The organism is Nitrobacter sp. CN101, from assembly GCF_055390255.1.
Genome location: NZ_AP038833.1, coordinates 1912482 through 1938995, shown reverse-complemented (window position 1 = coordinate 1938995; position 26514 = coordinate 1912482). Strand labels below are relative to the sequence as shown.

24 protein-coding genes are annotated in these 26514 nt (G+C 58.4%); 7 read left to right on the top strand and 17 right to left on the bottom strand.

Features of this window, described 5'->3' with window-relative positions; genetic code table 11:
* Positions 1–55: 55 nt before the first annotated feature.
* From ACZ5IL_RS09635 to ACZ5IL_RS09620, 4 genes are all read right to left on the bottom strand, one after another.
* Positions 56–1267, bottom strand: a complete 1212-nt coding sequence (locus ACZ5IL_RS09635) for an efflux RND transporter periplasmic adaptor subunit (RefSeq protein ID WP_464596518.1) — start codon at positions 1265–1267, stop codon at positions 56–58.
* A 1-nt stretch (position 1268) separates the two neighbouring features.
* Positions 1269–1970 carry a TetR/AcrR family transcriptional regulator gene (locus ACZ5IL_RS09630; RefSeq protein ID WP_464596517.1) on the bottom strand — a complete coding sequence of 234 codons (702 nt, stop codon included), beginning with the start codon at positions 1968–1970 and terminating at the stop codon, positions 1269–1271.
* A gap of 136 nt (positions 1971–2106) precedes the next feature.
* Positions 2107–3366: a Glu/Leu/Phe/Val family dehydrogenase gene (locus ACZ5IL_RS09625; RefSeq protein ID WP_464596516.1), complete on the bottom strand. Its 1260-nt coding sequence runs from the start codon at positions 3364–3366 to the stop codon at positions 2107–2109.
* A 265-nt stretch (positions 3367–3631) separates the two neighbouring features.
* On the bottom strand, positions 3632–4852 hold the full coding sequence (locus ACZ5IL_RS09620; RefSeq protein ID WP_464596515.1) for an NAD(P)/FAD-dependent oxidoreductase: 1221 nt from the start codon (positions 4850–4852) through the stop codon (positions 3632–3634).
* 226 nt (positions 4853–5078) lie between these two features.
* Between ACZ5IL_RS09620 and ACZ5IL_RS09615 the strand changes: the two genes are divergently transcribed.
* Positions 5079–6353, top strand: a complete 1275-nt coding sequence (locus ACZ5IL_RS09615) for a serine hydrolase domain-containing protein (RefSeq protein WP_464596514.1) — start codon at positions 5079–5081, stop codon at positions 6351–6353.
* Between the two features lie 28 nt (positions 6354–6381).
* Here ACZ5IL_RS09615 and ACZ5IL_RS09610 read toward each other — a convergent pair whose 3' ends face one another.
* Positions 6382–7272, bottom strand: a complete 891-nt coding sequence (locus ACZ5IL_RS09610; protein WP_464596513.1) for an HpcH/HpaI aldolase/citrate lyase family protein — start codon at positions 7270–7272, stop codon at positions 6382–6384.
* Positions 7269–7721 carry a MaoC family dehydratase gene (locus ACZ5IL_RS09605; RefSeq protein WP_079447316.1) on the bottom strand — a complete coding sequence of 151 codons (453 nt, stop codon included), beginning with the start codon at positions 7719–7721 and terminating at the stop codon, positions 7269–7271. Before ACZ5IL_RS09605 ends, ACZ5IL_RS09610 begins: the two co-directional genes overlap by 4 nt.
* 475 nt (positions 7722–8196) lie before the next feature.
* Here ACZ5IL_RS09605 and ACZ5IL_RS09600 point away from each other — a divergent pair, with 475 nt between their 5' ends.
* The gene (locus ACZ5IL_RS09600) at positions 8197–8889 is read left to right on the top strand and encodes an endonuclease/exonuclease/phosphatase family protein (RefSeq protein WP_464596511.1); all 693 of its coding nucleotides are present in this window, start codon (positions 8197–8199) and stop codon (positions 8887–8889) included.
* Here the strand turns inward: ACZ5IL_RS09600 and ACZ5IL_RS09595 are convergent.
* Complete coding sequence (locus ACZ5IL_RS09595) at positions 8886–9551, bottom strand: hypothetical protein (protein ID WP_464596510.1); 666 nt, start codon at positions 9549–9551, stop codon at positions 8886–8888. The genes ACZ5IL_RS09600 and ACZ5IL_RS09595 overlap by 4 nt on opposite strands.
* On the opposite strand from ACZ5IL_RS09595, the gene ACZ5IL_RS09590 reads away from it, so the two are divergent.
* Together ACZ5IL_RS09590 and ACZ5IL_RS09585 are read left to right on the top strand one after the other, a co-directional pair.
* Positions 9544–10245, top strand: coding sequence for a hypothetical protein (locus tag ACZ5IL_RS09590; protein ID WP_464596508.1), 702 nt, complete (start codon positions 9544–9546; stop codon positions 10243–10245). The two genes, ACZ5IL_RS09595 and ACZ5IL_RS09590, sit on opposite strands and share 8 nt — an antisense overlap.
* 867 nt (positions 10246–11112) lie before the next feature.
* Positions 11113–11316: a hypothetical protein gene (locus tag ACZ5IL_RS09585; RefSeq protein WP_464596507.1), complete on the top strand. Its 204-nt coding sequence runs from the start codon at positions 11113–11115 to the stop codon at positions 11314–11316.
* 213 nt (positions 11317–11529) lie between these two features.
* Here the strand turns inward: ACZ5IL_RS09585 and ACZ5IL_RS09580 are convergent, their stop codons facing one another.
* From ACZ5IL_RS09580 to ACZ5IL_RS09555, 6 genes are all read right to left on the bottom strand, one after another.
* On the bottom strand, positions 11530–13989 hold the full coding sequence (locus ACZ5IL_RS09580) for a TonB-dependent siderophore receptor (RefSeq protein WP_464596506.1): 2460 nt from the start codon (positions 13987–13989) through the stop codon (positions 11530–11532).
* 114 nt (positions 13990–14103) lie between these two features.
* Positions 14104–15066 (bottom strand): FecR family protein, encoded by a 963-nt coding sequence (locus tag ACZ5IL_RS09575; protein WP_464596504.1) that lies wholly within the window; start codon positions 15064–15066, stop codon positions 14104–14106.
* A 111-nt stretch (positions 15067–15177) separates the two neighbouring features.
* A complete protein-coding gene (locus ACZ5IL_RS09570) occupies positions 15178–15678 on the bottom strand; it encodes an RNA polymerase sigma factor (RefSeq protein WP_464596502.1) in 501 nt (166 codons plus the stop codon).
* 318 nt (positions 15679–15996) lie between these two features.
* Positions 15997–16788, bottom strand: coding sequence for a TOBE domain-containing protein (locus ACZ5IL_RS09565; RefSeq protein WP_464596500.1), 792 nt, complete (start codon positions 16786–16788; stop codon positions 15997–15999).
* Between the two features lie 142 nt (positions 16789–16930).
* A complete protein-coding gene (locus tag ACZ5IL_RS09560) occupies positions 16931–17764 on the bottom strand; it encodes an amino acid kinase family protein (protein WP_464596499.1) in 834 nt (277 codons plus the stop codon).
* A 12-nt stretch (positions 17765–17776) separates the two neighbouring features.
* Positions 17777–18586, bottom strand: a complete 810-nt coding sequence (locus tag ACZ5IL_RS09555; RefSeq protein WP_425905216.1) for an amino acid kinase family protein — start codon at positions 18584–18586, stop codon at positions 17777–17779.
* 228 nt (positions 18587–18814) lie between these two features.
* On the opposite strand from ACZ5IL_RS09555, the gene ACZ5IL_RS09550 reads away from it, so the two are divergent.
* On the top strand, positions 18815–19798 hold the full coding sequence (locus ACZ5IL_RS09550) for a class I SAM-dependent methyltransferase (protein WP_464596497.1): 984 nt from the start codon (positions 18815–18817) through the stop codon (positions 19796–19798).
* A gap of 9 nt (positions 19799–19807) precedes the next feature.
* On the opposite strand, the gene asd is transcribed toward ACZ5IL_RS09550, so the two are convergent.
* Entirely contained in the window at positions 19808–20710 is a 903-nt protein-coding gene (asd, locus tag ACZ5IL_RS09545) for an archaetidylserine decarboxylase (protein ID WP_464596495.1), read from the bottom strand.
* A 34-nt stretch (positions 20711–20744) separates the two neighbouring features.
* Here asd and ACZ5IL_RS09540 point away from each other — a divergent pair, with 34 nt between their 5' ends.
* Positions 20745–22409 carry an aminotransferase class III-fold pyridoxal phosphate-dependent enzyme gene (locus ACZ5IL_RS09540; protein ID WP_464596881.1) on the top strand — a complete coding sequence of 555 codons (1665 nt, stop codon included), beginning with the start codon at positions 20745–20747 and terminating at the stop codon, positions 22407–22409.
* A gap of 29 nt (positions 22410–22438) precedes the next feature.
* Here the strand turns inward: ACZ5IL_RS09540 and ACZ5IL_RS09535 are convergent, their stop codons facing one another.
* From ACZ5IL_RS09535 to ACZ5IL_RS09525, 3 genes are all read right to left on the bottom strand, one after another.
* Entirely contained in the window at positions 22439–23068 is a 630-nt protein-coding gene (locus ACZ5IL_RS09535) for a hypothetical protein (RefSeq protein ID WP_464596493.1), read from the bottom strand.
* A 119-nt stretch (positions 23069–23187) separates the two neighbouring features.
* Positions 23188–23877: a class I SAM-dependent methyltransferase gene (locus tag ACZ5IL_RS09530; protein ID WP_464596491.1), complete on the bottom strand. Its 690-nt coding sequence runs from the start codon at positions 23875–23877 to the stop codon at positions 23188–23190.
* A 30-nt stretch (positions 23878–23907) separates the two neighbouring features.
* Positions 23908–24963, bottom strand: coding sequence for a glycosyltransferase family 4 protein (locus ACZ5IL_RS09525; RefSeq protein WP_464596880.1), 1056 nt, complete (start codon positions 24961–24963; stop codon positions 23908–23910).
* A gap of 664 nt (positions 24964–25627) precedes the next feature.
* On the opposite strand from ACZ5IL_RS09525, the gene ACZ5IL_RS09520 reads away from it, so the two are divergent.
* Positions 25628–26413 carry an RMD1 family protein gene (locus ACZ5IL_RS09520; protein WP_464596879.1) on the top strand — a complete coding sequence of 262 codons (786 nt, stop codon included), beginning with the start codon at positions 25628–25630 and terminating at the stop codon, positions 26411–26413.
* Positions 26414–26514 lie beyond the last annotated feature (101 nt).

Here is a 26514-nt window from a genome sequence, read left to right as displayed (position 1 = left end):
ACAACCGCGAGACGTTCGATCGATGCGGGGCCGCCTTGGCGGACCCGTTTTTGAATCAGTTTAGCGGCGGATTCTCCGGAATCTGCGGCAGCGGATCCTTCGAGATCTCGACCGCGGCGCCCGACTGCAGCTTGAGCTGGCCGACGGCAGCGACCTTGTCGCCGGGCTGCAGCCCTTTCTCGATGACAGCGCGGCCATCGATGCGGTCGCCGGTGCGCACAAAGGTGCGCTCGACCGTCAAGCTGGTCTTGCCGTCATCCTCCTTCTTCTCCTTGATGAGATAGACGGAGTCGCCATATAGCGTGTACTCGACTGCGGTTTCCGCGACCGTGATAACCGGCGGCTTCTCCGGCAGCACCACGATAACATCGGCAAACATGCCGGGTTTAAGGATGTTGTCGGGGTTGGCGATAGTGGCTTGTACGCGGATGTTGCGGGTTTCGGTGGCTATCTGCGGCTCGATGGTCGTGATCCTGCCCTCGAACTTTTTGCCCGGATAGGCATCGACCGATACCCGCACCGTCTGGCCGACGGAAAGCCGTCCACTTTCCTTTTCAGTGACGGTGAAATTCGCAAACAGCGTCGACAGATCGCTCAGCGACACGACCTGTGTGCCGGCGGTGAGGAATTGTCCCACCTCCACCTGACGTACGCCGAGCACGCCATCGAAAGGCGCGCGCACCAGCTTCTGCGAAATGATCGCCTCGGTCTTGGCGATTCCGGCACTGGCCTGGTCGAAAGCGGCCTGCGTCGTGTCCACCGTTACCTGTGCGCCGACCTGACGTGCAACGAGTTGCTTCGCTCGATCCAGCGCGAGCCTGGCCACCGTCGCCTGGGCCTTGTAATTGGCCAGATCGCCTTGCTCCGGCTTGTCGAACAGTTGCACCAGCGGCGTGCCCTTGGTGACGCGACTGCCGGCGGTAAACAGAATGTCGGTGATGCGGCCGCTGACGTCGGAGGTGACGTTGACCTGATGCACCGCGGCCAGACTGCCCACCGCACGCTGCAGATTCGGCAGCACCTCGGACTTCGCCTCGACCGCACTGATCGTCACCGCCGGCGGCTTGTTGTTGGCGAAGAACTGCGCGATCATATGCGCGCGGAACGCGTTGAATCCGACCAACCCGCCGACCAGCAACGCGAGCAGTACGCCTACAATGATAAACCAGCGCATCATGCGCACCGGGCGCGTGCGATGCTTCTCGTCCAGTTCGCGCGGCGGTGCGATAGTCTTGTCGCCGGTATTGCCTTCCCTTCTTACCGTCATGTCATGCACTTTCTGCGGCCGACGTTTGGGCGGCGTTGAATATAGGTTCCCGGTCCAGATGCAAGGCAATTGCCGCTGCATTCAGACCTACCCCTCGAAGAATGAACTCACAAATCTGCCGCTCCAGGTCGGGTCCGCTGCCGTATGACAGGGTTGGAACGGAGGGAAGGTTAGTTAGAACCATCATGAGAACTGTATGATGCGCAAACCAGAACAGATTGAGCGGCTCGCGCCCGACCGGCACCGCATCCCCGGCGGCGATCGCACGCTCAAGTGAGGCCGTGAAAGCTCGGCCAATCAAGTCTCGGATTTTTTCGTATAGCAATCGGGCAAATTCACCATCGTCGAGCTGACTTGAAACCATGAGACGCAGACGCTGCGCCTCCTGCTGATCCGGCGAAGCGGAGGCATTCAGGAAGTGCTCGACCATGCCGCGGATAAGAATGACGAGCGTCTCGGTTGAAGGCTCGCGATCAAGCAAGCGATGCAGCGCCGGATCGGCCTGGCAGGCTTCAGCCAGAATTTCGGCATAGAGCGCGGCCTTGGTGGGAAAGTGTTTGAACAGTAACGCCTCGGAAATCGAGGCTGCTGCCGCAACACTCTTGGTCGTCGTACCGGCGAACCCGTTGTGCGCGAAACACCGTTTCGCAGCGCTCAGGATCAACTCCCGCCGTACATCGCTGGTCATCCGCAGATTGCTCATGGGACGTGAGTAAGCACTCACTCTATCTTAGTCAAGAGAAATGTTGCATCGCATCATTTCAATTAAAACGAAGATGATCGCGGGGCTTGGTCGCCCGAGACCGGAGAACTGTAGATGTGGCTATCCGGTCAGAGGTTTACGGGAAAAGTCCCCGCGTTGCCTTCGCAGCCCGCACTTTCTCTACGCCGAGCGCCATTGCCGCGGTGCGATGCGAGATATTGTCCTTTTTCGCACGATCGACCATCTGCCCGAAGGCGCGATCCAGGATCTGATATTCGCGGCGCGTCACCTCGTCTTCTTCCCAAAACAGTTGCTGCAGATCCTGAACCCATTCGAAATAGCTCACCACCACGCCACCGGAATTGCAGAGGACGTCGGGAATCAGAAAAATCTCATGCTGACGTGTCTCCAGGATCAGATCCGCTTCAGGCGTCGTTGGCCCGTTGGCGCCCTCCGCCAAAACACGGCATTTCAGGTTCTGGGCGATATGTGCATCAATCACGCGTTCCACCGCGGCAGGAACGAGCACATCACACGGTAGCGTCAGGATCGCCGCGGGATCGTACTGAAGCTGATTGGAATATCCTGCGATACTTCCATGCGTCCCCGCGTGGCGCAGTAGCGCGGGAATATCCAGACCCTTCCTGTCATAAAGCGCACCGGTGTGATCGCTCACCGCGATGATTTTGACGCCCGAGTTGTAAAGCTCGAGAGCCGCATGGGATCCGACGTTGCCAAAGCCCTGAACGACGGCGGTCGCACTATCGAACGCGATGTCGAGTTCGTTCATGACGCGGCGGGTGAGATGAGCGACGCCGCGGCCCGTAGCCTCGCGACGCCCCAGCGTGCCGCCCGAACTTACGGGCTTTCCAGTGACGATCTCAGTGACGGTGCGGCCCTGATACATGGAATAGGTATCCATGAACCAAGCCATCACCTGCTCGTTAGTGCCCATGTCCGGGGCCATTACATCGGTGTGCGGCCCGACGAACGGAATCATCTCCTGCATGTAACGGCGCGACAGTCCTTCCAATTCGCGTATCGAGATCGATTGGGGATCGACCCTGACGCCGCCTTTGGCTCCGCCATAGGGCAATCCGACCAGCGCGCATTTCCAGCTCATCCAGATGGCGAGTGCTGCCACCTCGCCGATGTCCACGCAGGGCGCAAAGCGCGTTCCACCCTTTGTCGGACCCAGCGTGAGGTGATGCTGCACGCGGTATCCCTCGAAGACCGCAATCGATCCGTCGTCGCGATGAACCGGGCAAGAAATCGTAATGGCCCGCTTCGGCATCAGGATACGCTCTCGCTCGTCCATCGGGATCGAGAGGTGATTGGCGATGACTCCGAACTGCTGAACCGCCATGTCGAAGACCGGGCCGGCGTAGACCGTCATCGTTCTCTCCTTCGTGATCCTGGTTCGCGATCGTGCCCAGGCCTTTGATTTTGCGGGATATGCCTCGCCGAGAGACGAGTTGCCGCCTGCTATGACACATGATTGTGAACAGTATAGCCACGCCACCAAACGATAACATCCGTCGCTCAGATTAAAGGCTGTATAAAAGTATCGCCGCCGCACATGAATGTACGATGGTTCAATGGACGCTCCGGTTATCGAGCCTGCCCATGGGACAGGCGATGTCCTCATTGTCGGCAGAATTTCACGCAAGCGCCCGCTTCAGATCGAAAGCAGGATCGGCAGCCTGCTCCGGCGGGATCGAACCGTTCACAGCCAGAAAGCGGCGGCCGAAGACGTGATCCGATGCACGGTTGACCGATTCGATTCCGATCAGGCGACCGTTCTTGTAACAGAAGGCAGAGAACGACCCCTGCCCGGCGTCGCCACGCACGACGACCTGATCGTAGCCGGTCGTCAGGCCCGCGATCTGCAGCTTGTCGGGTCCCTGATCGCTCCAGAACCACGGAAATCCGTCATAGCTTTTCGCATCGCCCGTCAGCCGCGCCGCCACGCAGCGGGCCTGATCGGCCGCATTCTGCACGGATTCGAGCCGCAGCGGCGCACCGAAACGCACGCTCTTAAACAGCGCACAATCGCCGATCGCTGAAATATTAGGATCGGCCGTGAGCAAGTGCTCATCGACAATGATGCCGGAGGCCACCGGAAGATCCGCCTCCGCCGCCAGTTCAACGTTGGGCAAAACGCCAACGCCGACGACCACGAGATCGGCTGCGATCGGCCTGCCGTCGCTCAGGGTAACGCCTGTCACACGACCTTCGTTGCTGGTGATGCTCGTCGCCTGCACTCCGAAATGAATCCGAATCCCTGCCTCGCTGTGACGGCGCTGAAAGAACTCCGAAATCTCCGACGTGACCGCACGCGCCATCACGCGAGGCGCAAGCTCCACGACATCGACCTCGAGGCCCTTCGCCCGCGCGGTCGCCGCGAATTCGAGACCGATAAAGCCCGCCCCGACAACCACCACTCGCCGCCTGGTGGGAAAGAGCTGCCGCAGCATCTCGCTTTCGTCGAGCGATCGGAGATAGAGGACATCCTTCAGACCGGCATTGGGGATATCGAGCAGGCGGTTGCGCGCGCCCGTTGCCAGTACAAGGTGCTTGTAAGCGCGGGAAGCACCGGAGGCGCAGACGAGTTGAAGCGCGCTGCGGTCGATGGCGACGACGCGATCGGAAATCAGCTCAATGCGCTGATCGTGATAGAATTTCTCTGGCCTAAACATCACCGTATCAGGACCGCCGCCGCCTTTCAGATAGGCTTTCGAGAGCGGAGGCCGCTGATAGGGCAGATGCGGCTCGTCATTGATGAGGCTGACCGGTCCCTCGTACCCGGCCTGACGCAACGACGCCGCTAATTGAAAGCCGGCATGGCCGGCGCCGACGATCAGAATCGGTGCTTCTACCATTCGTCAAACCGACCAGCTTGGAATGATCTGAACGTCCGTCATATCGCCTCCAAAGTGTTATCTTTCTGCCGCGAGCTTCGCTCCGCGCCGTTTTCTTGCACGAACCTGCCGCAGATTGCCACTCCTCACGGATCCGCGGTTCGCAAACGATCGGGTCATGCGACACATTGCGTCCGTAGAACGCCGTGAGCTATCCAATTTGCCCCCTGCCCCGGAGTAATCCCAGATGACAGCCCTCAATCCCGGCTCTCCCGAAGGTTCAGGGATGTCCGGTGCCGCGCTCAAGCGCGTCGATGACCATCTGAGGCGGCGATATATCGATGCCGGCCGGTTTCCGGGCACGCAGCTGATGGTGTATCGCCGCGGCAGCCTCGTGCACAGTTCTGTGCAGGGCTTTGCCGATCTCGAACGCCGGGTGGCGCTGAAGGACGACACCATCTTCCGCATCTATTCCATGACCAAGCCGATCACGTCGGTCGCCTTCATGATGCTGGTGGAGCAAGGCCTCGTTGCGCTCGACGAGCCGGTTCACAAGTATATTCCCGAGTGGAAGAACCTTGGCGTGTTTCAGGCCGGCACCGCGCCTGCCTTCATGACCAAACCGCCGACGCGGCCCATGCAGATCATTGACTTGCTCCGTCATACATCCGGGCTGACTTACGGTTTCCAGCAGCGAACCAACGTCGACGCGGCGTATCGCGACAAGCAGATCGGCACGCTCGACCCTGCGGGCACGCTTGATTCGATGATCGCAAGCCTTGCCGACATTCCGCTGGAATTCTCGCCGGGCGAGGCCTGGAATTACTCGGTCTCCACGGACGTGATCGGCTACCTCGTGGGCAAGATCAGCGGCATTTCCTTCGAACAATTCCTGAAAGAGCGCATTTTTAATCCGTTGGGAATGGCCGACACCGACTTCTTCGTGCCAGCCGACAAGGCGCAACGACTCGCGGCCTGCTACAATACGACGGTCGGCGGCATGATATCGGCTCGTTCGCCGGATGCGAAGGGCGGACTGACGTTGCAGGATGATCCCGCCAAGAGCCCTTTTCTCTCGCTGCCCAGCTTCATCTCGGGAGGCGGCGGCCTGTGCTCGACGGCCGCCGACTATCTCACGTTCTGCCAGGCGCTGCTCAACGGCGGCGAACGCCGCGGCGTCAGGCTGATCGGGCCGAAAACGCTGGCGCTGATGACGACCAATCACCTGCCCGGCAACCGCGATCTGCCGGACATGTCACGATCGATGTTTGCGGAAGCGACCTACGCCGGCATCGGCTTCGGCCTCGGCTTCTCCGTCACCATGGACCCGGCAAAGACGCTAATAGCTGGGAGCCCAGGTGAATACGCCTGGGGCGGCGCTGCAACGACCTCGTTCTGGATCGATCCGGCGGAAGACCTGATCGCCATCTTCATGACGCAGGTGCTGCCGTCGAGCGCCTATCCGGTCCGCCGCGAATTGCGCACCATGATCTATGCGGCCATCACCGAGAGCAATCTTTGAGGGAGCGCCATCCCGCCTTCCTCGACGCTCATTCCTTGATGATCTCGCCGACCGAGGCCAATGCCCGCTTCGCCGCGATCAGGTGCGGAATGTCATACATCTTGCCCTCGATACCCACCGCGCCGGCATCAGGTTGACTGGCGAAGGCAGCGACGACGCGGCGGGCGTGTGCCAGATCGGCTTCGGATGGAGTGAAGCAGGCGTTGATGGTGGCAACCTGGTCCGGATGGATCGCAAGTCGCCCGACGAATCCGTCGCGGCGGGCGACACGGCAACTCTCGGCGAGGCCCACCTGATCCTTGAAATCACTGTACAGCGTCTCAAGTGCAAGAACGCCAGCCGCGTTGGCCGCAAAAAGGCATTGGGCACGTGCAATCTGATAAGGAGACGTCCAATCGCCGTTCGGCTCTTTATTGGTCAACGCGCCAAGCGCGGTGCTGAGATCTTCAGCGCCCCATGTCATGGCCGCAAGCCTTGCGCTCGCACCGGGATTCCGCCTGACGTAGCCGGCAAAACCAAGCATCGCAGCCGGCGTCTCGGTGGCAATAGCCAGCAACTTCACATGCCCTGGCGGAATGCCCGCGGCCACCTCCAGAACATCGACATAGTGCGAGATCTGCTCGACGTCTTGAATGCCGTTGACCTTCGGAATCAGGATGCCGTCCAGCCCGGGTCGGACGACAGCAGCAAGATCAGCCAGCGTCAGGCCCGTTCCGAGCGCGTTGATCCGCACCAAAAACGTCCAATCTCGAGCAGTCGCGCCGAGAAAGCTCTTCACTGCGTCACGCGCGACCGCCTTGCGGCCGGGCGCGACAGAGTCTTCCAGATCAAGGACAAGCGCATCCGCGCCGCAGGTGTCGGCCCGCGCGAACTTGCGATCGCTATCGGCCGGGACGAAAAGAAGCGAGCGCCACTTCATGCCGGCCTCCGCATCATCAGCGCGTTGCGGCGGCAAAACACCACCTCCTCATCTCGCTGATTGTATCCGCGATGCTCGAAAGTGACGATACCCTGCGTTGGACGCGACTTGCTGGCGCGAACCGAAGCCACTTTCGATTCCGCGCGCAACGTATCGCCCGCGAATACCGGACGCGGAAACCTGGTTTCCTCCATACCGAGGTTTGCGACCGTGGTTCCGAGAGTTGTGTCCTGCACTGAAAGGCCAATGATGAGACCCAGCGTAAAGATGGAATTGATCAGAGGTTTACCGAATTCAGTCGACTTGGCATATTCGTGATCAATGTGCACCGCAGCCGGATTGCAGGTGAGCGAGGAAAACAGAACATTATCCATGTCGGTGACGGTTCGCCGGATTTCGTGAACGAACCTCTGCCCGACGGAAAACTGCTCGAAATACAGTCCGGCCATTCAGCTCTCCTCTCCCGCCATCGGATTTGAACGCGCGCGACCAAGCGGGATCAACATTGCGGCAGGTATGGAATTTGCCATCCGCTACCGCTCGCGGCAATTGGCATGGTTTCAGTTCACTGGCATATTGTACTGTATTAAAGGTCGCATAAGCGTTGATAGTAATTCCTGACATCTCTGGGAGCACCCCGCTGGGAGCATCCCAAAAGCTGATCCCGACGTAAGTTTAGAGATTTGGCATGACCTCAGAAGGCTTTTCACTGAGACAACTCTGCCGGCAGGCGACCGGACGCGCATCAGGTCTGGTCGGATTACGCGAGGCTACGAAAAAAGGCAGCGGCCCGCTGCGCCTTTCCTATTCTCCTGCAGCGTTGTCGGTCATGGCGCACAACATGGCGCTCTTGCCGGCCTTCTACAAAGGGACGGATCGATCGGGCAAATCGTCGGTCAAATCCTTGCCGCGCGTCCAACCATCGTGGGCCTGTCGGAAGTCTGGGTCGGTGACGAGCGCGACGAAATCCGCGAAGCGCTCGCGCCCTGGTATCCACATTGGATTGATGGACCAGAAGCGCATTTGCCCAAAGTCTCCAACGGCGGATTGCTCCTGCTGAGCAGCGAGCCCGTCACGGCAACCAACACCATGACGTATTCGCATTGCGACCGGCAGGACTGCCTCACTGCAAAGGGTGTCCTGCATATGCGCCTTGCCAGTGTCGATGTTTTCCTCAGTCACACGCAGGACATTGAAACCGCAAACGGCGCTCCCGCGCTCTACGCTCAGCTAAATGAACTGAATGCATTTGTCGAAGGCCATCGCGATCCAGGTCTTACCACATTGATCATGGGCGATCTCAATATACCCGGCGAGAATGCCGGGCACTATGCGCAACTTATTCAAAGACTAGGCGGCCCAGTCGATTGCTGGACCGCGACCGGAAACGCGCCGGACAGCGGCTATACCCTGATCGTCGACAGCAACTTCTACGACGACCCGGACGATCGGCCGAAAGAAAACCAGCGTCTCGATTACGTTCTCCTGAAAGCTGGCTCAGCAAGCATCGCGATGATCGACGCCACAGAAGTTTTAAACTTTACCCACGATGGCCGCTACATTTCCGACCATTTGGGAATTTCGGCTAGATTTAATGCTCTTTGCGAAATTACTTAAGCTTGCAAGCCCAACAGCTGACGCACGCTCACAGCACCGGCATCCGGCCGTAACTTGCGAAGTCCCTCGCGAAGTTGTGGTCCCGTTAGCCGCAGTCGAAGCGCGAAGGTCCGCACCGACACCGCGCGGGCGAATTTCATGACTTCGAAGGTGAGATCCGTTTGCGCGACCGCGCCACATTTTTCCGTATCGTGCGTCGCCTGGTCGTCGTAATGGCGCGTGACCCGACTGGCTTTTTCTGGTCCCACACCCGACGCAAGACTAGGGCGATCCGAATAATCAAGCTGCGCGAGGCCAGAGCCGGTGAACTCAACAGTACCGGCAAGAACCACGCCGTTGCATGGGCCGTTTGGTTTCCAGCCCAGCACGGCCCCTACAGGGCTCGAAATGAGACCCAAGGCTTTCGCTAACGTTTCACCGATCACGCCGAGTGCGATACCGCCAGGGCCGAGCAAGGCACCCACCGCAGCCATCAGCATCTTGTCCATGATCTCAATCTGGTATTTCTCCGCCTCCGAGTCCGGCAATTGCGTGTCGCCGATATTGGTCACGGAGTAGAAGACGCGAATAGTATCGTCAGGTTCAATATCGAACGGCCCAACCAGGAATTCGCGATCCCAGCTCCCGCTGCCAACCGTTGCGGGAACGTAGGCCATGTCCATCGTCGTGCCCCCAAATGCAGGGGAACGGCCGGAGCATTGCCCGCGCGCCTTTTCATTGACGACGACGCCAAATGTAATGACGTCGTCGTCGGTGTGGCGGCTGCGTGTCAAAATCGTCGCGAGTGTTTGCAATCGAAATCCGAAAAGGGCCATGGCGGAGCTCCCGTATCAAATTGAATCGTCAATCGTCGCGCGTTCCGGCGACCGGCTCACCAACCGAAAGACGCTGCCACAAGACATCGTCGCCTTGACCGATCCCGATCCTTTTGCCAATGCAGATCCAAAGACCTACGTCATTTATCAAGGCAGCCGGATCGATTGTCGCGTTCTGCACGACAATGATGTCGCCAACATTTCCCTTGCGGGGAAGCGCGTTGTCCGGCGCGTCAACCTTGCGCAGCCGCAACCGGCCGCCGAGGATCAGGCCTCCGTCAATCTGGGCAGCACCTTCGACGCGGGCGTCGCTTTTGATTCTGACGTCGCCTTCAATGCGGGCGCCGCCTCCAATTTTAACACCGCCTCCAAGGCTAACTTCACCTTCAATTGTAACGCCGCCCGGATAGTCGCCATTGAAATTGACGGTGAGGCCGTCTTTTTCATTATGCACAAGCGCGCGCCGGTTACCCTCCGGGGTTGTTCGGCGCGAACTGTTGTCCAGCATGAAGTCACTCGAATTTGCCTTCAGCACGTTTGATTCAATGGTAACCCATCCGTCATTTTCAGCGTCCAGCTTGATGTCCGAGTTCATTTTCCAAACTCTCCGTTGAGCTAAGTGGCTGTCAGTTCTGATAATTTCACAGCAATGGCCGCTGGGGATCGCGGTCTCCTCAGGGAGTGCGCTTGTCTTGCAAGCACACTCCTAAAAAATTTTTCGATGAGCGTGAGGTCGTGGGTCCATGCACAACCAATATTCGGAGTGCACTTTGAGCGGAAGACACGTTGCTATCGTTCGAGCCTCCATTCGCGGGGCAAGTAACGTCTATCAATTCCAGATCGCGTTTAACCACGACAAGTCTAGGGCAAAAGGAAGCTCTTTGTACCCATCGCTATATAGCGACTTCAATTACATTGCGTTCGCAAATTCCGTCCCGTCCGGTGCCATCACATACCTGATGGCATAGGCGGTAGATTACCGTTTGAAGGCCAAAAATAAAGCGGTATTTCGACGGTTTGAACAGGCAGACACTTCGGATGCCGGGAGCAACGTTGTTCTTGCCGGGGACGAGAGGTAAGCGGACCGGCGATCAAGAATTACGGCGTCGATCAAACGGATAGATGCAGGCGAACCTGCCATGCCAAGCTCAACTCATCTCATTGCTATTGAGGTTGCGAACCAGAATGGCGTCGATATTTTATCGGTGATGTTCTATAGCGTTTTCGAGCGAAGCGGTTACCGGTTCGCATGAAGAAAACGCGCCAAATCAACTCATAGAGCTCTGCTTCTGATTCCGTAAGGAGCGGAAAGGCTCTATATCGGGGTGCCCGATCGGCTCATGCCCCTGCGCGATGACAATTCCGCATTGCTCTCACAAATCCAGAGTCTATCCCCATGGAAACAAAATTGACCCGGAAATTCATTGCCGAAGTCGCCTCGCTAGCTGTCTTTGGAGTCGGGCTCGCCGGCGTCTATATCCTGGCCAAGGCGCTTAAAGACGAGGCCGCGGATCTAACGATCGCGTTGATCGCCACGGCCATATTCGTGGTGTCATATGTCCTTGGTCAGTGGGTCAAACGCACGATCAACCCGCCAGCTGTGGAACGGTAATCGCTGGAAACCTTCACTCTCGGCTGGTGTTGTAGCGTTTCGAGCGAAGCATGGCCTCGGGTCACACCCGAGGATGGATACCGGTTCGCGTGAAGAACGCGTCAAATCAAAAAGCTAGAGTCTTTCACCGTTGCCGTGAAGCGGTGAAAGACTCTCGTGGCCTGCTGCCGGTTTTTCGGACAAAAGGTCCAGCTTCTGGTGGTCGTCTGCCTGCTACCACTTGTACGAGAGGCTTCCCGTGATGCGGCGCCGATCGCCGTAGAAGCACGAATCCGAACTCGAGCATGTCGCGACATAGATCGTGTCGGCGACGTTGATGAAGTTAACTGCGGGCCGCCAGTTGTCCCCCCATTCATAGTGAACCGCCAGATCACCAAGGACCACGGCTGGCACGATAAGGGTATTCGCAGTATTCGCAAAAGACGATCCGACGTATCGGACGCCGCCTCCCAGGCCAAAGCCGCTTAGCGCTCCTTCGCGGAAGGTGTAGTCAGTCCACAGCGACGCGAGTTCACGCGGAGTGCTGACCGGCACTGTTCCAATCAGCGATGTGTCCAGGTCCTTGCTCACAAAGAAATTGAAATTGGTATAGCTGGCCGTGATCTTGAAATCGCGCGTGATGTTGGCAACGGCCTCCAGTTCAAGGCCGCGGGACGTGACCTCGCCGTTTTGAATCTGCAGTTGCGGGTTGTTCGGATCGGTCGTCAGCGCGTTTCTACGTTTCAGATCGAATAGCGCCACACCGAAACGTGCGTTAAGCCCCGTCGGTTGATATTTCAATCCAACTTCAGATTGTACGGCCGTTTGCGGCAGTAAGATATTTCCGGTGGCGCCATTGATGCCGACGATCGGATTGTAACTGGTTGCATACGAAGCGTAAGGAGCCAGGCCGAAGTCAAAATTATAAATAATGCCACCGCGACCAGAAAACTTGCTGTCCTCTCGGGTCTGATACGACCTGGCAAGATCGTTATCGATTGTGCCAACCCAATCGTTGCGGCCCGACAGAACGAGCGTCAGGCGATCGAACTTGATCTGATCCTGAAGATAGAGTGCGACCTGGTTCTGAGTTACATGCGCATCGCGATATGGCGCACCGCTAAATGGCGCGGTCGGAGTGTAGACAGGATTGACCAGATTTATGGGCAAGCCCTCTTCAATACCCTGCATATCATCAAGGGTGAAGCGCTTCAGGTTGAACCCGCCGAGAACCTTATGAGACACCGGGCCGGTTTCGAATCGAGATTCGAGCTGACTGTCCATATTGGCCTGGCTCGCTTTGCTGCGCACCAGAAAACTATCTCGATAGAGATCTGCGGCGGCGGGCGTGGTTAAGTATCCACCTCCGAACATCGTCGCGTTATAAAGGTCCACATACCCATAACGGGCATTCTGACGGAACGTCACGTTCTCCGATAGATGCTTCTCAAATTGATAGCCGACCATCGCCTGATCGCGGCGTTGCCTATCCATGCTTGGTTCGCTGGCGAAGAGATTGGTAGGTATCCGACCGAATGGAGCGTTCACCACCGTACCTTCATAGGGAAGGAAGTTTAGGCCGCGCGTCACGTTGTGTGACGCCTGAGCGTAGATCGTCAGTCGCGTATCGATATCCGGCATCCATGTCAGCGACGGCTGGAGGAAATAGTTATCGTCGTTGATGAAGTTGACCTGCGTGCCTCCGCCCCGGATCTGACCGACGATCCGATAAAAGAGTTTTCCATCGTTTCCTGCATTTAGAGGACCACCGACATCGAACTGGGTGTAGGCATTGCCGAAATTGTTGACGCCTGCCTCGATATAGCGAGTTGGCTCTTCGCCAGCGAACCTGCTGACGGCGTTCACGATGCCGCCAGCGCCGGAACCGCCGAAAAGCATGGCTGAGGGGCCGCGCAGAACCTCGACGCGATCCAGACCGAACGGCTGGATTTTCCAGGTAGCGAAAGACATGGACGTCAGCTGCAAACTGTCCAGAAACGTGCTTTGTTCCTGCACTTGGAATCCGCGAATTTGAAACCAGTCGTTGCGCGGATCGCTGCCGGCCGTGCCCCCGAAAACACCGGCCGTGTAGCGCAGCGTTTCGTCGAACTTGGCGTTGATGTTCTGATCCCGAATCTGCTCCCTGCCGATCACCGATATGGACTGCGGCGTCTCTATGATCGGGGTGTTGGTCTTGGTGCCGGTCATGCTCTGATTGGCAACATACCCGTTAACAGGACCCAATGGGTTCTCGCCCTGCACGTCGATCGTGTCGAGCGCAACCGCGCCGGCCGGCATCGCGCCAACGCTAGCGCCAGCCGATGAAGGATTGACGATCTGGACCGTGCGGGCGCCGGTGAGCCGCGCGGTCAGTCCGGTGCCGGCCAGCAATCGGTTGACGCCGTCGCGAACGGTGAGTGTGCCCGAGACGCCCGGCGTGCGTGCTCCGCTCGGCACCGCGCCATCGAATACGAGATCGACGCCGGCGGCGCGCGAGAAGGCCACGATGCCAGTCGACAAGGACTGCGGCGGGATGGCGAAAGTGATCGACCGTTGCATGGTGCCCGCAGCAGGTGCAGGCGCGGTCTGCGCAAATGCGGATGGAGCTGACAGCAGCAGGACGGCGATCGACGACGACCCAAGCAAAGTCATCAGCCTGGTCGCCTTGACCCTCGAAATAGTCCGCCCCGCCATCGTCGCGCTCCGTCATCAGATTAACGCCGGCATGATGCCGACGTCCCCACTGGGTTAGACGAAGCAGACTTGCGATTATCCGATTGGGCGCGAACTTTTTTTAAAAGAGCGGCGTCAGGCCTCGAACACCAGGGTCAGGTAGGGGGTCACATTGACGACCTGGATCGGAAGGACTTCCTCAAGGGTGGCGAGAATATTCCCTGATTTCTCGAGGTCGATGATGAGCGTGACTGGACGGGCCGCCAAGGCCGATCCCATTACCATCAGCCTGCCCCGCCGCCAGCGATTGAGTGAGGCGATGACCCGTCCGAACGGCTGCGAAAGAAAGATCAAGCGGCCGTCGCGCCAGCCAAGCTCCGAAACCGGATCGATACTCTGAGGAACACCGATGCTCTCGCGGTTGTATGTGAGCTGCGATCCTGCGTCCAACCGCGCGTCTGCCGCGCCGACGCGGATGTTTACGGCATGCCGGGCGACAGTAACGCGCACGTCGTCGTCGGAGATATAGTCCACATTGAATGAAGTTCCGACAGCCATCGTGCGGCCTGCAGCCGCCTCAACCACGAAAGGACGCGATTTCTCGGGCGCAACCGAGAAGAAAGCCTCGCCTTGATGCAAGGTGACCAGGCGAAGGTGCGAACTGAAATCGGCAGACAAGGCTGTCGCGCCGGCCATTTCCACGGTCGAATTGTCGGCGAGGGTTACCGTCCGGCGTTCGCCGGTGCCTGTGCGGTAGTCCGCGAATGGATGCTGCCGGTAGGCGACCCAACCGCCTCCACCGACCATGGCAGCGAGCACGCCTTTGCCGAAAGTCCGGCGCGTGATGGCCATCTGCCTTGCGCGACGGCGCGCCTGGACGATCGGAAGTTCTGCGGCTCCCGACCACAGGCGTTCGACCTCCGCATAGGCGGCGCGATGGCGCTCGTCCCGTCGCAGCCAGGCGCGGAAAGCTACCTGATTAGCCTTCGTCACCTCGTCAGCATGTACGGTCGCGAACCACGTCACGGCCTCCTGCGATATCGGATCGAGACTTCCGCCGAAATCGTTGTCGTCGGTCCAACTGGGATCCGGCCCCATCAGACACGCTCCTTTGGCAGACCTGGGACACGACCCAGGACCGGCTGAACTATAGCGCTCTTATTATCTGGAGACGATTTGGAGAGCGAGATATCTCACGCGCACAGAAAATTATTCGTGCGTCCGGTCGAGCGCCAGCTTGAGATGCATCATGACCTTGAGCATCTGGCTGAACGCCGATTGCGGCGAGATGCCCATGGTTCGACCAATCTCGGCGAATGTCTTGCCTTCGAGGCGTGCCAGGAACACCTCGCGCGGCCGCTCCGGAATTTGATTGAGAGTTGCCTGCAAGAGCGCCAGCTCCTGACGCGACAGCAGCACGCGCTCCGCGGATGGCGATTCGTCGACAATATGCTTGAGGACATCGTCACTGCTATCGACGAGCGGCATGAGCCGCTGCCTGCGCGCGAGATCAATCGAGAGATTGTTCGCGGTCCGGAAAATATAGGCCTGCACGTTGTCGATTGGCGCGACCGGCGTCGCGGTGAGGAGCCTCAGGAAGGTCTCCTGAGTGAGATCGGCGGCGGTTTCGGCGGTCGCACCCCGCCGCCGCAGGAAGCGCCTCAGCTCCTCACTATGCCGCCGAAACAGATCTTGAATATCAAAGGCCACGGGTTGCCCCTCGGTCGCAAGGATGCGCGGGGGCGCCTTCCTGCTTGCAACCGCTCGCCATTCTCTATGAGGGCAGAAATTCCCCCGCAATCTCATATATTTTGGATTACTTCTAATATTATGGAATAGCAGTCGAATTCAGGGCAAAAAGCTCAACGTCGTTGCATTTCTGCAACGACGGCAAGACGGAGCGGCGATGCCAAACTTCCCGATTTTGTAGATTCGTTTTTTCCCTTAGCGGCGCACACCTCGATATATTTTTGATCCAGGAAGCCGGCGGATAGACTGTTTGCGATCAGCCCAACGCAACAACTCTCGTCAGTTGATCGCGATGATAACGTGCGCAGCATCGAAAAGGGCGAATGCGGGCTTTCCTGGAGAGAGCCGAAGCGATTTGGCACTTTGCGCAGTGACGCTGGCCGCAAGCGTTTTGCCTGCACCGATGTCGAGGACGATCTCGGCGCTCACGGTGGATGTCTCGCATCGGCTGACGATCCCATTGATGCAATTGCGAGCGGAGGTCTTCGGCGCTGTTTTTCCTGTAGCAATAGCAACGAATGGTGCCTTGATCAGCAGGGTCACCGGCCGGCCCGAGCATAGTCCCAACTCTTCCATGCTGGCGTGCGTAATAAGCGAATAGATCGTCGTTTGGGGCGAGACCGAAATTTCGACTTCTGCACTCAGCGTATCGGACACGATATTGATGATGCTGCCGCGGATCGCGTTGCGTGCGCTGGTCTTCATAAGAAATCCCGAGACAAGATCCAATGGAGAAACGCCGGCCTCGGCGAGCTCAGGTTCGATCGTTCGCAAGACGCGGGCCATCTCCGCTTCCATTCTTCTGAACGCCTCGATGACAGAGTGGCCAGTCGCCGTCAGCGTCGCTCCGCCGCCGGCGCGACCGCCAGCGCGCCCGACGAGCAACGGCTTGCCAAAAAGGTTGGCCATCGCATCGAGACCGTCCCATGCGGCTTTGTAGGTGATGCCGACCGCCCGTGCCCCAGCTGAAATGCTGCCCTCGCGCGCAACCGCCTCGAGTAACCTCAACCGCTCCCGTCCGACCGCTGGAACGTTCTCGCCCTTCAAGGTGACCAGCGCTTCAATCGCCATCACGCCCTGCCCCGCGTTATATATTCAACATATATAACGGATATTGCGCCGGGAACGAAGCCGAATCTGCAAATGCAAAACGGGCCGGAGCACTTGCTCCGACCCGTTTTTCCGATACCAGATCGATAATCTGGAACGAAGATCAGACCTTATGCGCGCCAGTATGAATGATCGTGCCAACGTGCTCGCCACGCAAAGCGGCGGTGAGTCGTCCCGGAACAAGGCCATTTACAACCTGCACGCGCTCGATATGACGCGCAGTCGCCATGACCTCGGCCAAAGCCGTATCGACGGGCAACGTGCCCTTGAACTTTGCAAGATCGGCGACGCTCATCTCGCGAAGCAATTTCGCCGTCTTTCCCTCGGAGCCGTTGGGGTCCGCAGTAGACACCCCGTCGACATCCTCCACAATCGTGAGGCCGGCCGCGCCCAGCGCGTCGGCTAGCAGAAACGCACCGGTATCCGCCCGGTGCTGCGGAATACGAGAGCCTGGAAACTCGTGATGGTGATACGGAGGAAAGGCGCTTCCGACCACGGCGCGGGCCGCGGTGAGGTGAATCGCCAACTGGCTCGCGATGGTCGGGTGCTCGATATAGGAGACGCCTTCCGGAGCGAGGAGCGAGGCGAGAATGTGGCCGTTCTGGCCGGCTTCGCTCGCAGCAAGCGGGGCCAGCGACCCGACCGGAAGGCCGAGATCGAGGCCAACGCCATAGACATGGCGCGCGCGGATTCCGGCACCGGTCAGGATCAGTAGACGGTGTTCAGGCAAAAGCTTTCGGATCTCGTCCACGATCGGAAGGATCGCGTCGCGGCCGCGATCCATGATGGAGCGGCCTCCGATCTTCACCACTTGCAGCCACGGCAGCAGCCGGATCGGCCGCTTGCCGGCGACGGGAGTGGTAAGTTCGCCGTCGAGCAGGGTCTGGCGCGCGAGCGGCGAGGCGACGTGCTTGATGGTGTCAGTTGTGTTGGCCATGACGTGTCCCTTTCAACTCGCGGTGATGATGGTGCCGACGTGCTCGCCAGCAAGCGCACGGGTCAGGTTGCCGGGGACAAGGCCATTCACAACCTGCACCTGACGAACGTGGCGTGCCGAGGCGAGCAGATCGAGCATGCGGAATTCGAGGATCGAGTCCTGCAGCCCCTTGGCCTTCATTTCGGCGACCGAGATCTTTGAAATCAGGGTGGCGCCTTTCGAGGTTTTCGGGTTTGCGGTGTAGAGGCCGTCTTCGTCCTTCACGAAGATCATCGCCTTGCACCCGAACTGTTCAGCGAGGAGGAAGCATCCCGCGTCGGTTCGGTAGGGAGGAATGACGCCCTCGGCGGCGGGACGCGTCCACAGGCCATAAGGCGGCATGCCACTGAAGACAACGCCGTTCACCTCTGCAAGGTAAAGCGGCACAGCCGAAAGCCCGGCGCCATCGACCGCCGAGATCCCGTGCTTCGCGAGCAGCTGTCCCAGCATCACAGCGTTCTGACCGGCAACCGAGGCCCCGAGTTGCGTGAGCACACCCGCCGGCAAGCCGAGCCCAGCCGCGATCGAGTAAAGATGCCGGGCCCGGGTTCCTGCACCCGTACCAATCAGCAACTTGTGTTTCTTGCGGGCGGCGACGATCTCGTCCACGAGCGGATAGACCGCCGCGCGACCGCGATCGATCACGCTCTGTCCACCGATCTTGAGAACCGTCGCGTCAGGCAAAATCCGAAAATCCGCCGATGCATCCGCAGCCGTTAGAAGTTGCGCGTCGGTCAGCGAGCGCTGCGTGAGCAGCTGCTCAAGTTCCGCAGTGGTGGCCATTGGGGCTTCCTTTCGTTTGCGACGACCATCTGATCGAAGCCGTCATTCGGGGCGCAGGTCTGCCCTCAGCGATATCCCAAGGATGATCCGGCAGCCTCCGTCCGCCGAAAACAGTGGTGCGTCGCGGAACACATGTCAACCCGATCAAAGACAATAAAATGTTTATTTTCAATACGTTATGTATATGTAGGTGATAGCGGCATCACCTAAAATTCACGCTCGGCAATCATGTCGGTCTATGCGAACGGACCTGCATGTCGATGTATCCCCGCCACTTCGATAAAGAACGCCAAGCTCAATAATGAGATGCGAGTGGCAGGATCGCCCACTCACCTCCTTCACAAAATGATTGTGAGTCTTTCCGGGATTTACGGTCATCCCGGTACCCAGATCAGCGCGAGACGCTGTCCCTCGTGGATCTGCGCGGGCGACGATCGCTTGGCTCGTCATATCCCTGTCGCGCACATATTCCATGAGTCAGCTGCTAACCAGAGAGAGGGCGCATGGATGTTCGCACATTCCCCCGATATGGTCGCAGATGCCTCGTGGCCAGTCGAAGCAACCCGCCGCATGAACCGAATGTATCGGAGGCAAAGGCACTTTTACGACTCAACGCGGCGATACTACCTTCTCGGACGTGACCAGCTAATCGCCGATCTACGGCCTGAGGCAGGCGCGACCGTTCTGGAGATCGGATGCGGGACCGGCAGGAATCTAGTTTTAGCCGCAGGCATGTACCCTCAGGCAAGATTTTTCGGAATCGATGTTTCAACGGAGATGCTGACATCGGCAATCTCGAGTATTTCGCGACACGGTCTGGAAGATCGGATTCGAGTCGCGCACGGCGATGCTACCGCGTTAGAGCCGCATCCCTTGTTGGGTACCGAGCGGTTCGACCACGTGCTTATCTGCTACAGCCTGTCGATGATACCAAACTGGCGTCGAGTGCTTGAGAGAGCTGTGAGCCGCCTAAAGCCCGGCGGTCGTTTACACATTGTCGATTTCGGCAACCAGAAACAAATGCCGACGCTAGCCCGCACGTTGCTCCTGAGATGGCTTTCGCTGTTCGATGTGACGCCGCGCAACGAACTGCAGAAATTGCTCACTGCGATGGCGCAACATACCGGAGCCCATTTGCGCTTTGATCGCCTTTTCCGCGATTATACCCAGTACGCCGTACTGACGCTTCCCGAGGGATCAGCGAAGCGGTGAGGACATGGCTTACACCTGCGGCTCAGCGCGCAGGCAAGGATCACCTGCCCTAACCTTTCGCATGAGAGGCTGACCGGCCTTTATCCGCGCCGATTCCACCACGTTGCCGCAAAACTCGAAGTCCTCTGGCGCCAGCACAATGATCGTTGATCCGTGCTCGAACCAGCCGAGCTCCTCGCCCTTTCGCACGCTTGCATCGCAGGAAAAACCCATCGACCCTCTGGTTTGAGCGTTGAGGGTGACATCGATGAAATGCAGCCGAATGCTCGCGACCAGAATCGCTGCCACCGGCACCAGGGTCAGCGCCTCCCCGGTTGTCAGCCGCATCTGAAGCACCGCCCGTTCATTCTTGCAGAACAGCCGCTCGACCCGTTTCAGTGCAATCGGGTTCACGTTCCATACGTCGCCATGAATGAAGGTCACGCGATCGATCCGGCAGTCATGCGGCGCATGAAAGCGATGATACATGCTTGACGTCAGCCGCAGGGTGATGAAGCGGCCATTTCGGTGCGCATCGACCTGTGCCGGATCGCCGAGCAGGTCCAGTAGCGAATATGGCGCGCCCTTGATCTGAAAAAGCTGCGTGTCGACGATATTTCCAAACGCCCCGATGATGGCATCGCACGGGCTGACCACAATCGCGGGGTCGGCATCCGGCGGGCGCAAGCCTGGACGCAACTCCCGCGTGAAACAATCATGCAGGCTCTTGAAACTGGTTTTGCGCGCTTCGCTAAGGTCGAGGTCGGAAAACAGACGCCAGCAAGCCATCGAGAGATCCCGGATCAGGGGCTGTTCGATCTTGCTGAACCATCCCATGAACCAGGTTAGGGTTGCCCGCGGAATCCGGTTGGTCAGCAGGAAATTCAAATCCTCCTGCTGGGTCAGGCCCGAGATCAGTTTTCTCATTGTCATGAACCTGTCAGAGGCGTTGGATAGCGCTGGCGGCATGGATTTGCCTCTTCCGATTCTGGCCTTGTCTGCCGCCGCGGTTGCCGGCGCAGCAGTTGCTTTTCCCAAACTGAACGCCCGGTTGGCGCTTTCGCGGGCCAAACACCGCTCGCTGACCGGTCATTCCAAGTTGTCCAAGACGGTTGCACGGCTGCTGCCGTTCTACGAGTTCGATAACGATGACTTCTTCGGTTCCGACGGCGCACCGCGCGAAGTCGTCAAACAAAGGCGGGAAGCCTTCTTTCGGCTCGCCCGCCTTTATGAAGAACGCTACGCCAAGGGTCGACAACTGACCGCAGAGGCGTCGAGCCGAATCTCCGACCTGCGATTCACCGAGACCTATCGGGTGCCCTTTCAGTACAGCCGGATGGTGCGGGAGCATCTTTCGACCAGCGCCTTCATGCAGTCCTCGTGCGGCGTCACTGTCACCGACGTCGATGGCAATGTCTTCTACGACCTGGCCGGCTCCTACGGCGTCAATATCTTCGGCAACGATTTCTACAAGGATTGCATCGCCGCCGCGGAAAAGCGCGCCCATGCGTTGGGGCCGGTGCTCGGCCCCTACCATCCCGTGATTACGGACAATGTGCGCCGGCTCTGCGAGATTTCCGGTCTTGACGAAGTCTCGTTTCACATGTCCGGCACCGAAGCTGTGATGCAGGCAGTGCGGCTCGCCCGCTATCATACGCGCCGATCGCATCTGGTTCGCTTCGCCGGAGCTTATCATGGGTGGTGGGGCGACGTTCAGCCTGGCGTGGGCAATCCAATTTCTCCGCACGAAACCTATACTCTTGCCGACATGTCGGAGCGGACGCTCCATGTCTTGAGGACGCGGCGCGATATCGCCTGCGTTCTCTTGAACCCCTTGCAGGCACTTCATCCCAACGGCAATGCACCGGCTGATTCCGCCCTGGTCGACAGCTCTCGCAAAAGCCAGTTCGACCGCGCCGCCTATGGAGAATGGCTGAAGCGGCTGCGCGAGGTCTGCACCGAGCGGAGCATCGTACTGATCTTCGACGAAATCTTCGTTGGCTTCCGTCTTGCCGCCGGGGGCGCGCAGGAATATTTCGGCGTCCGCGCCGACATGGTGACCTATGGCAAGAGCCTCGCCGGCGGTCTTCCCGTAGGTGCGGTCTGCGGTCGTAAGGATCTGATGCGGCGCTTCCGCGACGATCGTCCCGCCGACGTCTGCTTCGCCCGCGGTACTTTCAATTCGCATCCCTACGTCATGACGGCGATGGGCGAGTTCCTGAGCCGACTCGCCGATCCGAACTTCCTGTCGATTTATGACGGCCTCGATGAGATCTGGAACGGACGCGCCAAACAGCTGAATGAGCTGCTGAGCGCGCGAGACCTTGCGGTGCGGGTTAGCAACCTGTCGTCGATCTGGACGGTGCACTATACTGAGCCGTCCCGCTACAACTGGATGTTTCAATATTATCTGCGGGCCGAAGGGCTCGCCTTGAGCTGGGTTGGTACCGGTCGCCTGATCTTCAGCCTGAATTACAGCGACGCTGACTTTTCCGTAGTCGCCGATCGCTTCGTGACAGCGGCCAAAAACATGAAGCGGGATGGCTGGTGGTGGCACAATCCTTCGCTCACCAACAAGAGCGTACGCCGGCAAATCCTGAAGGAGATGATCACGCGAAGACGGCCGCGGTAAGCCAGCGACCGTCGTCGTGCGGATCATTTTCAGTTCGAGCGCGCTTTGCGCACTTGTATTTGTCCAAGGCCTGGATCGATCAACTCGCCCTTCATCAAATACAGCGGCGCTTTGTAGTATAGCTTGAGATCGTTAAACGGGTCAGTCAGGATCTTGGTCATCCACACAAGACCGGTCTCGACATCGCGAATGAAGAACAAATGAACGGTGCGAAATAGCACGCCGCCAATTCCAATTGCGAGCCATATCTTGGCGACTTGCCGCATGAAATCAGCCGGCGAGGCCCATGGCGTAAAGACACCAAACAGTGTCGGATCGAAGAAGAGAACCAGCGGCGAAAGCGCCCAGATGGCCATCAGAACGATCTTCCGATTCAAATTATATCCGACCTTGATATCCTCCTTGTGGTCGTGGGTCGCCTGGTTGACGTGGTCATAACCTTTCGGCTCGAAGAAGAAATGACCCGCCTGCCTCGTAGTCATAGAGAACAGCCAGCCGACCAATGCGGCGGCAACCGGATCGACGAATAGCAATGCATACGCAACGAGAAAGCTGAAGGCGCTGACAAAGTGCAGGCTCTGGTTGATGCGACTGTGATGGTAAAAGCGATGGTCATCCCATCGTTGAATGCGCAGCTGCTCTCGAAAGCTCATATTCATTCTCTGCCTAGAATACGGTTTATTCGGTTTACAAGGATTCGATGTACGCAAGATGACATTATGCAAATGTCACAAGATGCGTCGCGAGGATGCGCTCGCGCGGACGTCGATCGTCTCAATCAGGCGGTCACTGTCGTCGTGGTTTTTCGAATACGGAGCAGCGAGAAGTGGCCGAGCGGCGGTATCGGCCGGTTCTCCACCAATTCCATTTCGGCTGCAACTGCCAGCCATTGCGCATAGCGCGACCAGGTGAATTCGGCTGTCCGAAAGCCCAGCGGACGCACCACCGGTTGCAATCGACGCTCGATGAAGCGGCGCACCCCGGCATCGGCGCTGATCCGAGTCAGGATTATCAGTTCGCCACCCGGCCGTAGCACGCGAGCGAACTCATCAAGGGCTGCTTCAGGGTTCGGTACCGCCGTCACAACATATTGCGCCATCACCACGTCGAATGAATTGTCCGGAAATTCGAGCTTCTCCGCATCCATGACCGCGAGTTCTTCGACGTTCTTTAGACCGAGATCATTGACCCTGCGTTTCGCCTTTTGCAACATCGCTTCCGAAATGTCGGTACCGAAGATGCGAAGGTGGGATGCATATTGCGGTAGGGAGATTCCCGTGCCGACGCCAACCTCAAGTACGCGCCCGCCGACCCTGTTGGTTGCTTGAATAGCCGTCTTGCGACCCTTGCTGAACACGCCGCCAAACACGAGGTCGTAAACCGGAGCCCAACGATCGTAAGCCTGCTCAACCGTCGCACGGTCGAAGTCCAGCTGCTCGACGTCATCCAGCTTAAAGATTTCTGCCATGATAATTTCGATTTCCTCTTTCTCGCCTGGTTAGCCCTGCGCAGCACTTGGCGCCATCAGGCGGCCGCGAGGTCGCAATGAACGGCTCGGCTGCAATGCACTCAGATTGCCGATGAACTGCCTTGCGCTATTTTCCCAGGAGCGTTGCAAGGCAAAATCCCTGCAGGCTTCACGTGAAATCCTGAGTGCGCGGATGCAGGCGCTTCTTAAGTTCATATCCAATGCACCAACCGGAAAATCGGCAATCACATCCAACGGGCCGGTAACCGGGAAAGCAGCGACAGGAGTGCCACATGCCAGCGCCTCGAGTTGCACAATGCCGAATGTGTCCGTCAGACTTGGAAAAACAAAGACATCAGCTGCGGCCAAGTGGGCACTGAGTTCACGACCGGTCTTCTCGCCCAGGAACTTGACTTTCGGAAACCGGATTTCCAGCTCCGACTTCTGTGGCCCGTCGCCGACCACTACCTTGGATCCCGGCAGGTTCAGCGCGAGAAACGCGTCAAGGTTCTTTTCGACCGCTACACGACCTACGCTCATAAAAATAGGTCTCGGCAAATCGAGTTCGGACGCATCATCGGGCGTGAACAGCTCGGTATCGACCCCTCGCGTCCAGGTTCCGAGCTTTTTGAAGCCTCTCGCGGTCAATTGCTGCCTGAGCGAGGAAGTGGCAACCATCGTCATGGCCGCAGCCGCATGAAAATGCCGGAGCACCGCATAGCTCATCGACAACGGGATGATCGAGCGTGCGGCAATGTATTCCGGGAAGCGCGTTGTATATGAAGTTGTGAAGGCCAGCTTCCGACGACAACAATAGTCTCGCACCATCCAACCGACCGGTCCCTCGGTCGCGATGTGAATGGCATCCGGTGACGCCGCTTCTATCCTGCGGGCAATTTCGCCGCGGCTTGGTAAGGCTACTCTCAACCCCGGATAGGTTGGAAGAGGCACTGACGGAAAGCCTTCCGGGGTCAAAAATTTGATGTCAGCTCCAAGCGCCGACGCGCTGCGGGTCAGCGACGTTAATGTGCGGACTACGCCGTTAACCTGCGGGTGCCAGGCATCGGTCGCCACCAGAATTCGCATCGAGGTCTCGAGTTTTGTGATTCTCAATTCCACGACGTTCGCCCAACGATGTTTCAAGCGTATGACGCATCGACAATGGGCGGCCCATCTTCCAATGCGACATTCTATCGAACATCGCGGCCATTAGCTTTGCGGAGCTTTCGCTAATGGTCTGCCACTTAGACGAGCCTGCGACCTTGACCGATCACCCTAGGCCGCAGAGACGGTTCCGAGATAAGCAAAGATCTATGCCTACATGAAATCTGGCTGTCACGAATCATCAGTAGATCACTTCTTGGACGCTAGGTCCTCCGACCCCTTTGGGCCAGCCGCTCCCGACTTGCCCGGTGCAGCGGTTGCGCCGGGCCTTTTCTTTTGAGGCGGAACCGTGAGGCGATGGGTGACGAACGCTTCGTCTCCATTGAAGGCTTCCAAAACCTCACCACAGACCGGGCATCGGAATTCGCCGCCTTGATTGGGCAACGACACCAGCTCTAGTCGCCGGAACCCAGCTCCGCACTTCGTGCAAGCGACATCGGTTTGTCTCATGGCGCCCCTGTGTTTTATGGTCGTCACAATCGCTGTCACTTCGGATGATACGCTATCGCTCTTCATAAGGTGAAAGAAAAAGCATGGCGCGCGGAGACGATACGTGGTGAGCACACCAGCGGATTTCTCTGCGGAAATGGGTACGCGGGTCACCGCACATGCCCTGTATGTTGGAGACCGGATCAACACCGTGGGGTTCGAAGGTGACGTGCTTTCGGCTCTTCCCCTCGCGATCCGGATTGGTGAGGCTCGTGTCGCTGTTTTGTTTCGCTACGGCGTCGCGGTGCTGATCGGCTTTTCACCCGAAGAAGAAGTCAACTTTTTGGAAGCGTTGAAGCCCCGGATCGGTGGCCAGTTCGCGCGTTTTGAGGAAGAAACTGCGATTGTCACGATCGCGAGTGAAACCGAGGATCAGGTTCAGGCGGGAGGTCCGCTTCAGTTGCGGGACATGTCGCCCGACAGGTTTCTGGTCGTTGCCGATGTCCTTGCGAAGAGCGTTGTGCTTGCCCATGACGAACGCGAAGTGGCAAAAGTGTTCGAGATCATCGAGCCATTTGCGAAAGAGTTGGCAGATCGCGGACGTACTCGGCGGAACCGAAAAGGGATGCTTAAACTCCTCGGAAATGCTCTGCTGGTACAGCACCGTGTATCGGGCCGCGTTGCGGTAGCGGAAAAGCCGGATGTTTTGTGGGACCGTCCAGATCTGGAGCGGCTCTACGCACGGCTCGAAGACGAATACGAACTAAAAGAGCGCGTTGATGCGCTCAATCGGAAGCTCGCCGTAGTGGCCGAAACGGCGAACACTCTCGCCGACATCATCGACACGCGCAGATCGCTGCACCTTGAGCTTATCATCGTCGTGTTGATTGCGGTCGAGATTATCGTCACCTTTTATCAAATTTATGCTGCCGGAGGCCAATGATCTGCTGTCGACCCGGGGCGTCGAGCCACGCGACGGCGATGTTCGGCGAAAGCGAACAAGTGCCAGGCATCGTGTAGAGGGTCGGCATCTGATATCCTCCA

Coding starts and splice junctions, on each gene's coding strand:
- ACZ5IL_RS09610 (WP_464596513.1), bottom strand. CDS start 7,272: ATGAAGTGGCGCTCGCTTCTTTTCGTCCCGGCCGATAGCGATCGCAAG.
- ACZ5IL_RS09535 (WP_464596493.1), bottom strand. CDS start 23,068: ATGAATATGAGCTTTCGAGAGCAGCTGCGCATTCAACGATGGGATGAC.
- ACZ5IL_RS09550 (WP_464596497.1), top strand. CDS start 18,815: ATGTCGGTCTATGCGAACGGACCTGCATGTCGATGTATCCCCGCCACT.
- ACZ5IL_RS09565 (WP_464596500.1), bottom strand. CDS start 16,788: ATGGCGATTGAAGCGCTGGTCACCTTGAAGGGCGAGAACGTTCCAGCG.
- ACZ5IL_RS09615 (WP_464596514.1), top strand. CDS start 5,079: ATGACAGCCCTCAATCCCGGCTCTCCCGAAGGTTCAGGGATGTCCGGT.
- ACZ5IL_RS09560 (WP_464596499.1), bottom strand. CDS start 17,764: ATGGCCAACACAACTGACACCATCAAGCACGTCGCCTCGCCGCTCGCG.
- ACZ5IL_RS09525 (WP_464596880.1), bottom strand. CDS start 24,963: ATGCGAATTCTGGTGGCGACCGATGCCTGGCACCCGCAGGTTAACGGC.
- ACZ5IL_RS09625 (WP_464596516.1), bottom strand. CDS start 3,366: ATGACGGTCTACGCCGGCCCGGTCTTCGACATGGCGGTTCAGCAGTTC.
- ACZ5IL_RS09590 (WP_464596508.1), top strand. CDS start 9,544: ATGTCCATCGTCGTGCCCCCAAATGCAGGGGAACGGCCGGAGCATTGC.
- ACZ5IL_RS09635 (WP_464596518.1), bottom strand. CDS start 1,267: ATGACGGTAAGAAGGGAAGGCAATACCGGCGACAAGACTATCGCACCG.
- ACZ5IL_RS09620 (WP_464596515.1), bottom strand. CDS start 4,852: ATGGTAGAAGCACCGATTCTGATCGTCGGCGCCGGCCATGCCGGCTTT.
- ACZ5IL_RS09520 (WP_464596879.1), top strand. CDS start 25,628: ATGGGTACGCGGGTCACCGCACATGCCCTGTATGTTGGAGACCGGATC.
- ACZ5IL_RS09530 (WP_464596491.1), bottom strand. CDS start 23,877: ATGGCAGAAATCTTTAAGCTGGATGACGTCGAGCAGCTGGACTTCGAC.
- ACZ5IL_RS09540 (WP_464596881.1), top strand. CDS start 20,745: ATGGATTTGCCTCTTCCGATTCTGGCCTTGTCTGCCGCCGCGGTTGCC.
- ACZ5IL_RS09580 (WP_464596506.1), bottom strand. CDS start 13,989: ATGGCGGGGCGGACTATTTCGAGGGTCAAGGCGACCAGGCTGATGACT.
- ACZ5IL_RS09595 (WP_464596510.1), bottom strand. CDS start 9,551: ATGGACATGGCCTACGTTCCCGCAACGGTTGGCAGCGGGAGCTGGGAT.
- ACZ5IL_RS09630 (WP_464596517.1), bottom strand. CDS start 1,970: ATGAGCAATCTGCGGATGACCAGCGATGTACGGCGGGAGTTGATCCTG.
- asd (WP_464596495.1), bottom strand. CDS start 20,710: ATGACAATGAGAAAACTGATCTCGGGCCTGACCCAGCAGGAGGATTTG.
- ACZ5IL_RS09605 (WP_079447316.1), bottom strand. CDS start 7,721: ATGGCCGGACTGTATTTCGAGCAGTTTTCCGTCGGGCAGAGGTTCGTT.
- ACZ5IL_RS09575 (WP_464596504.1), bottom strand. CDS start 15,066: ATGGGGCCGGATCCCAGTTGGACCGACGACAACGATTTCGGCGGAAGT.
- ACZ5IL_RS09555 (WP_425905216.1), bottom strand. CDS start 18,586: ATGGCCACCACTGCGGAACTTGAGCAGCTGCTCACGCAGCGCTCGCTG.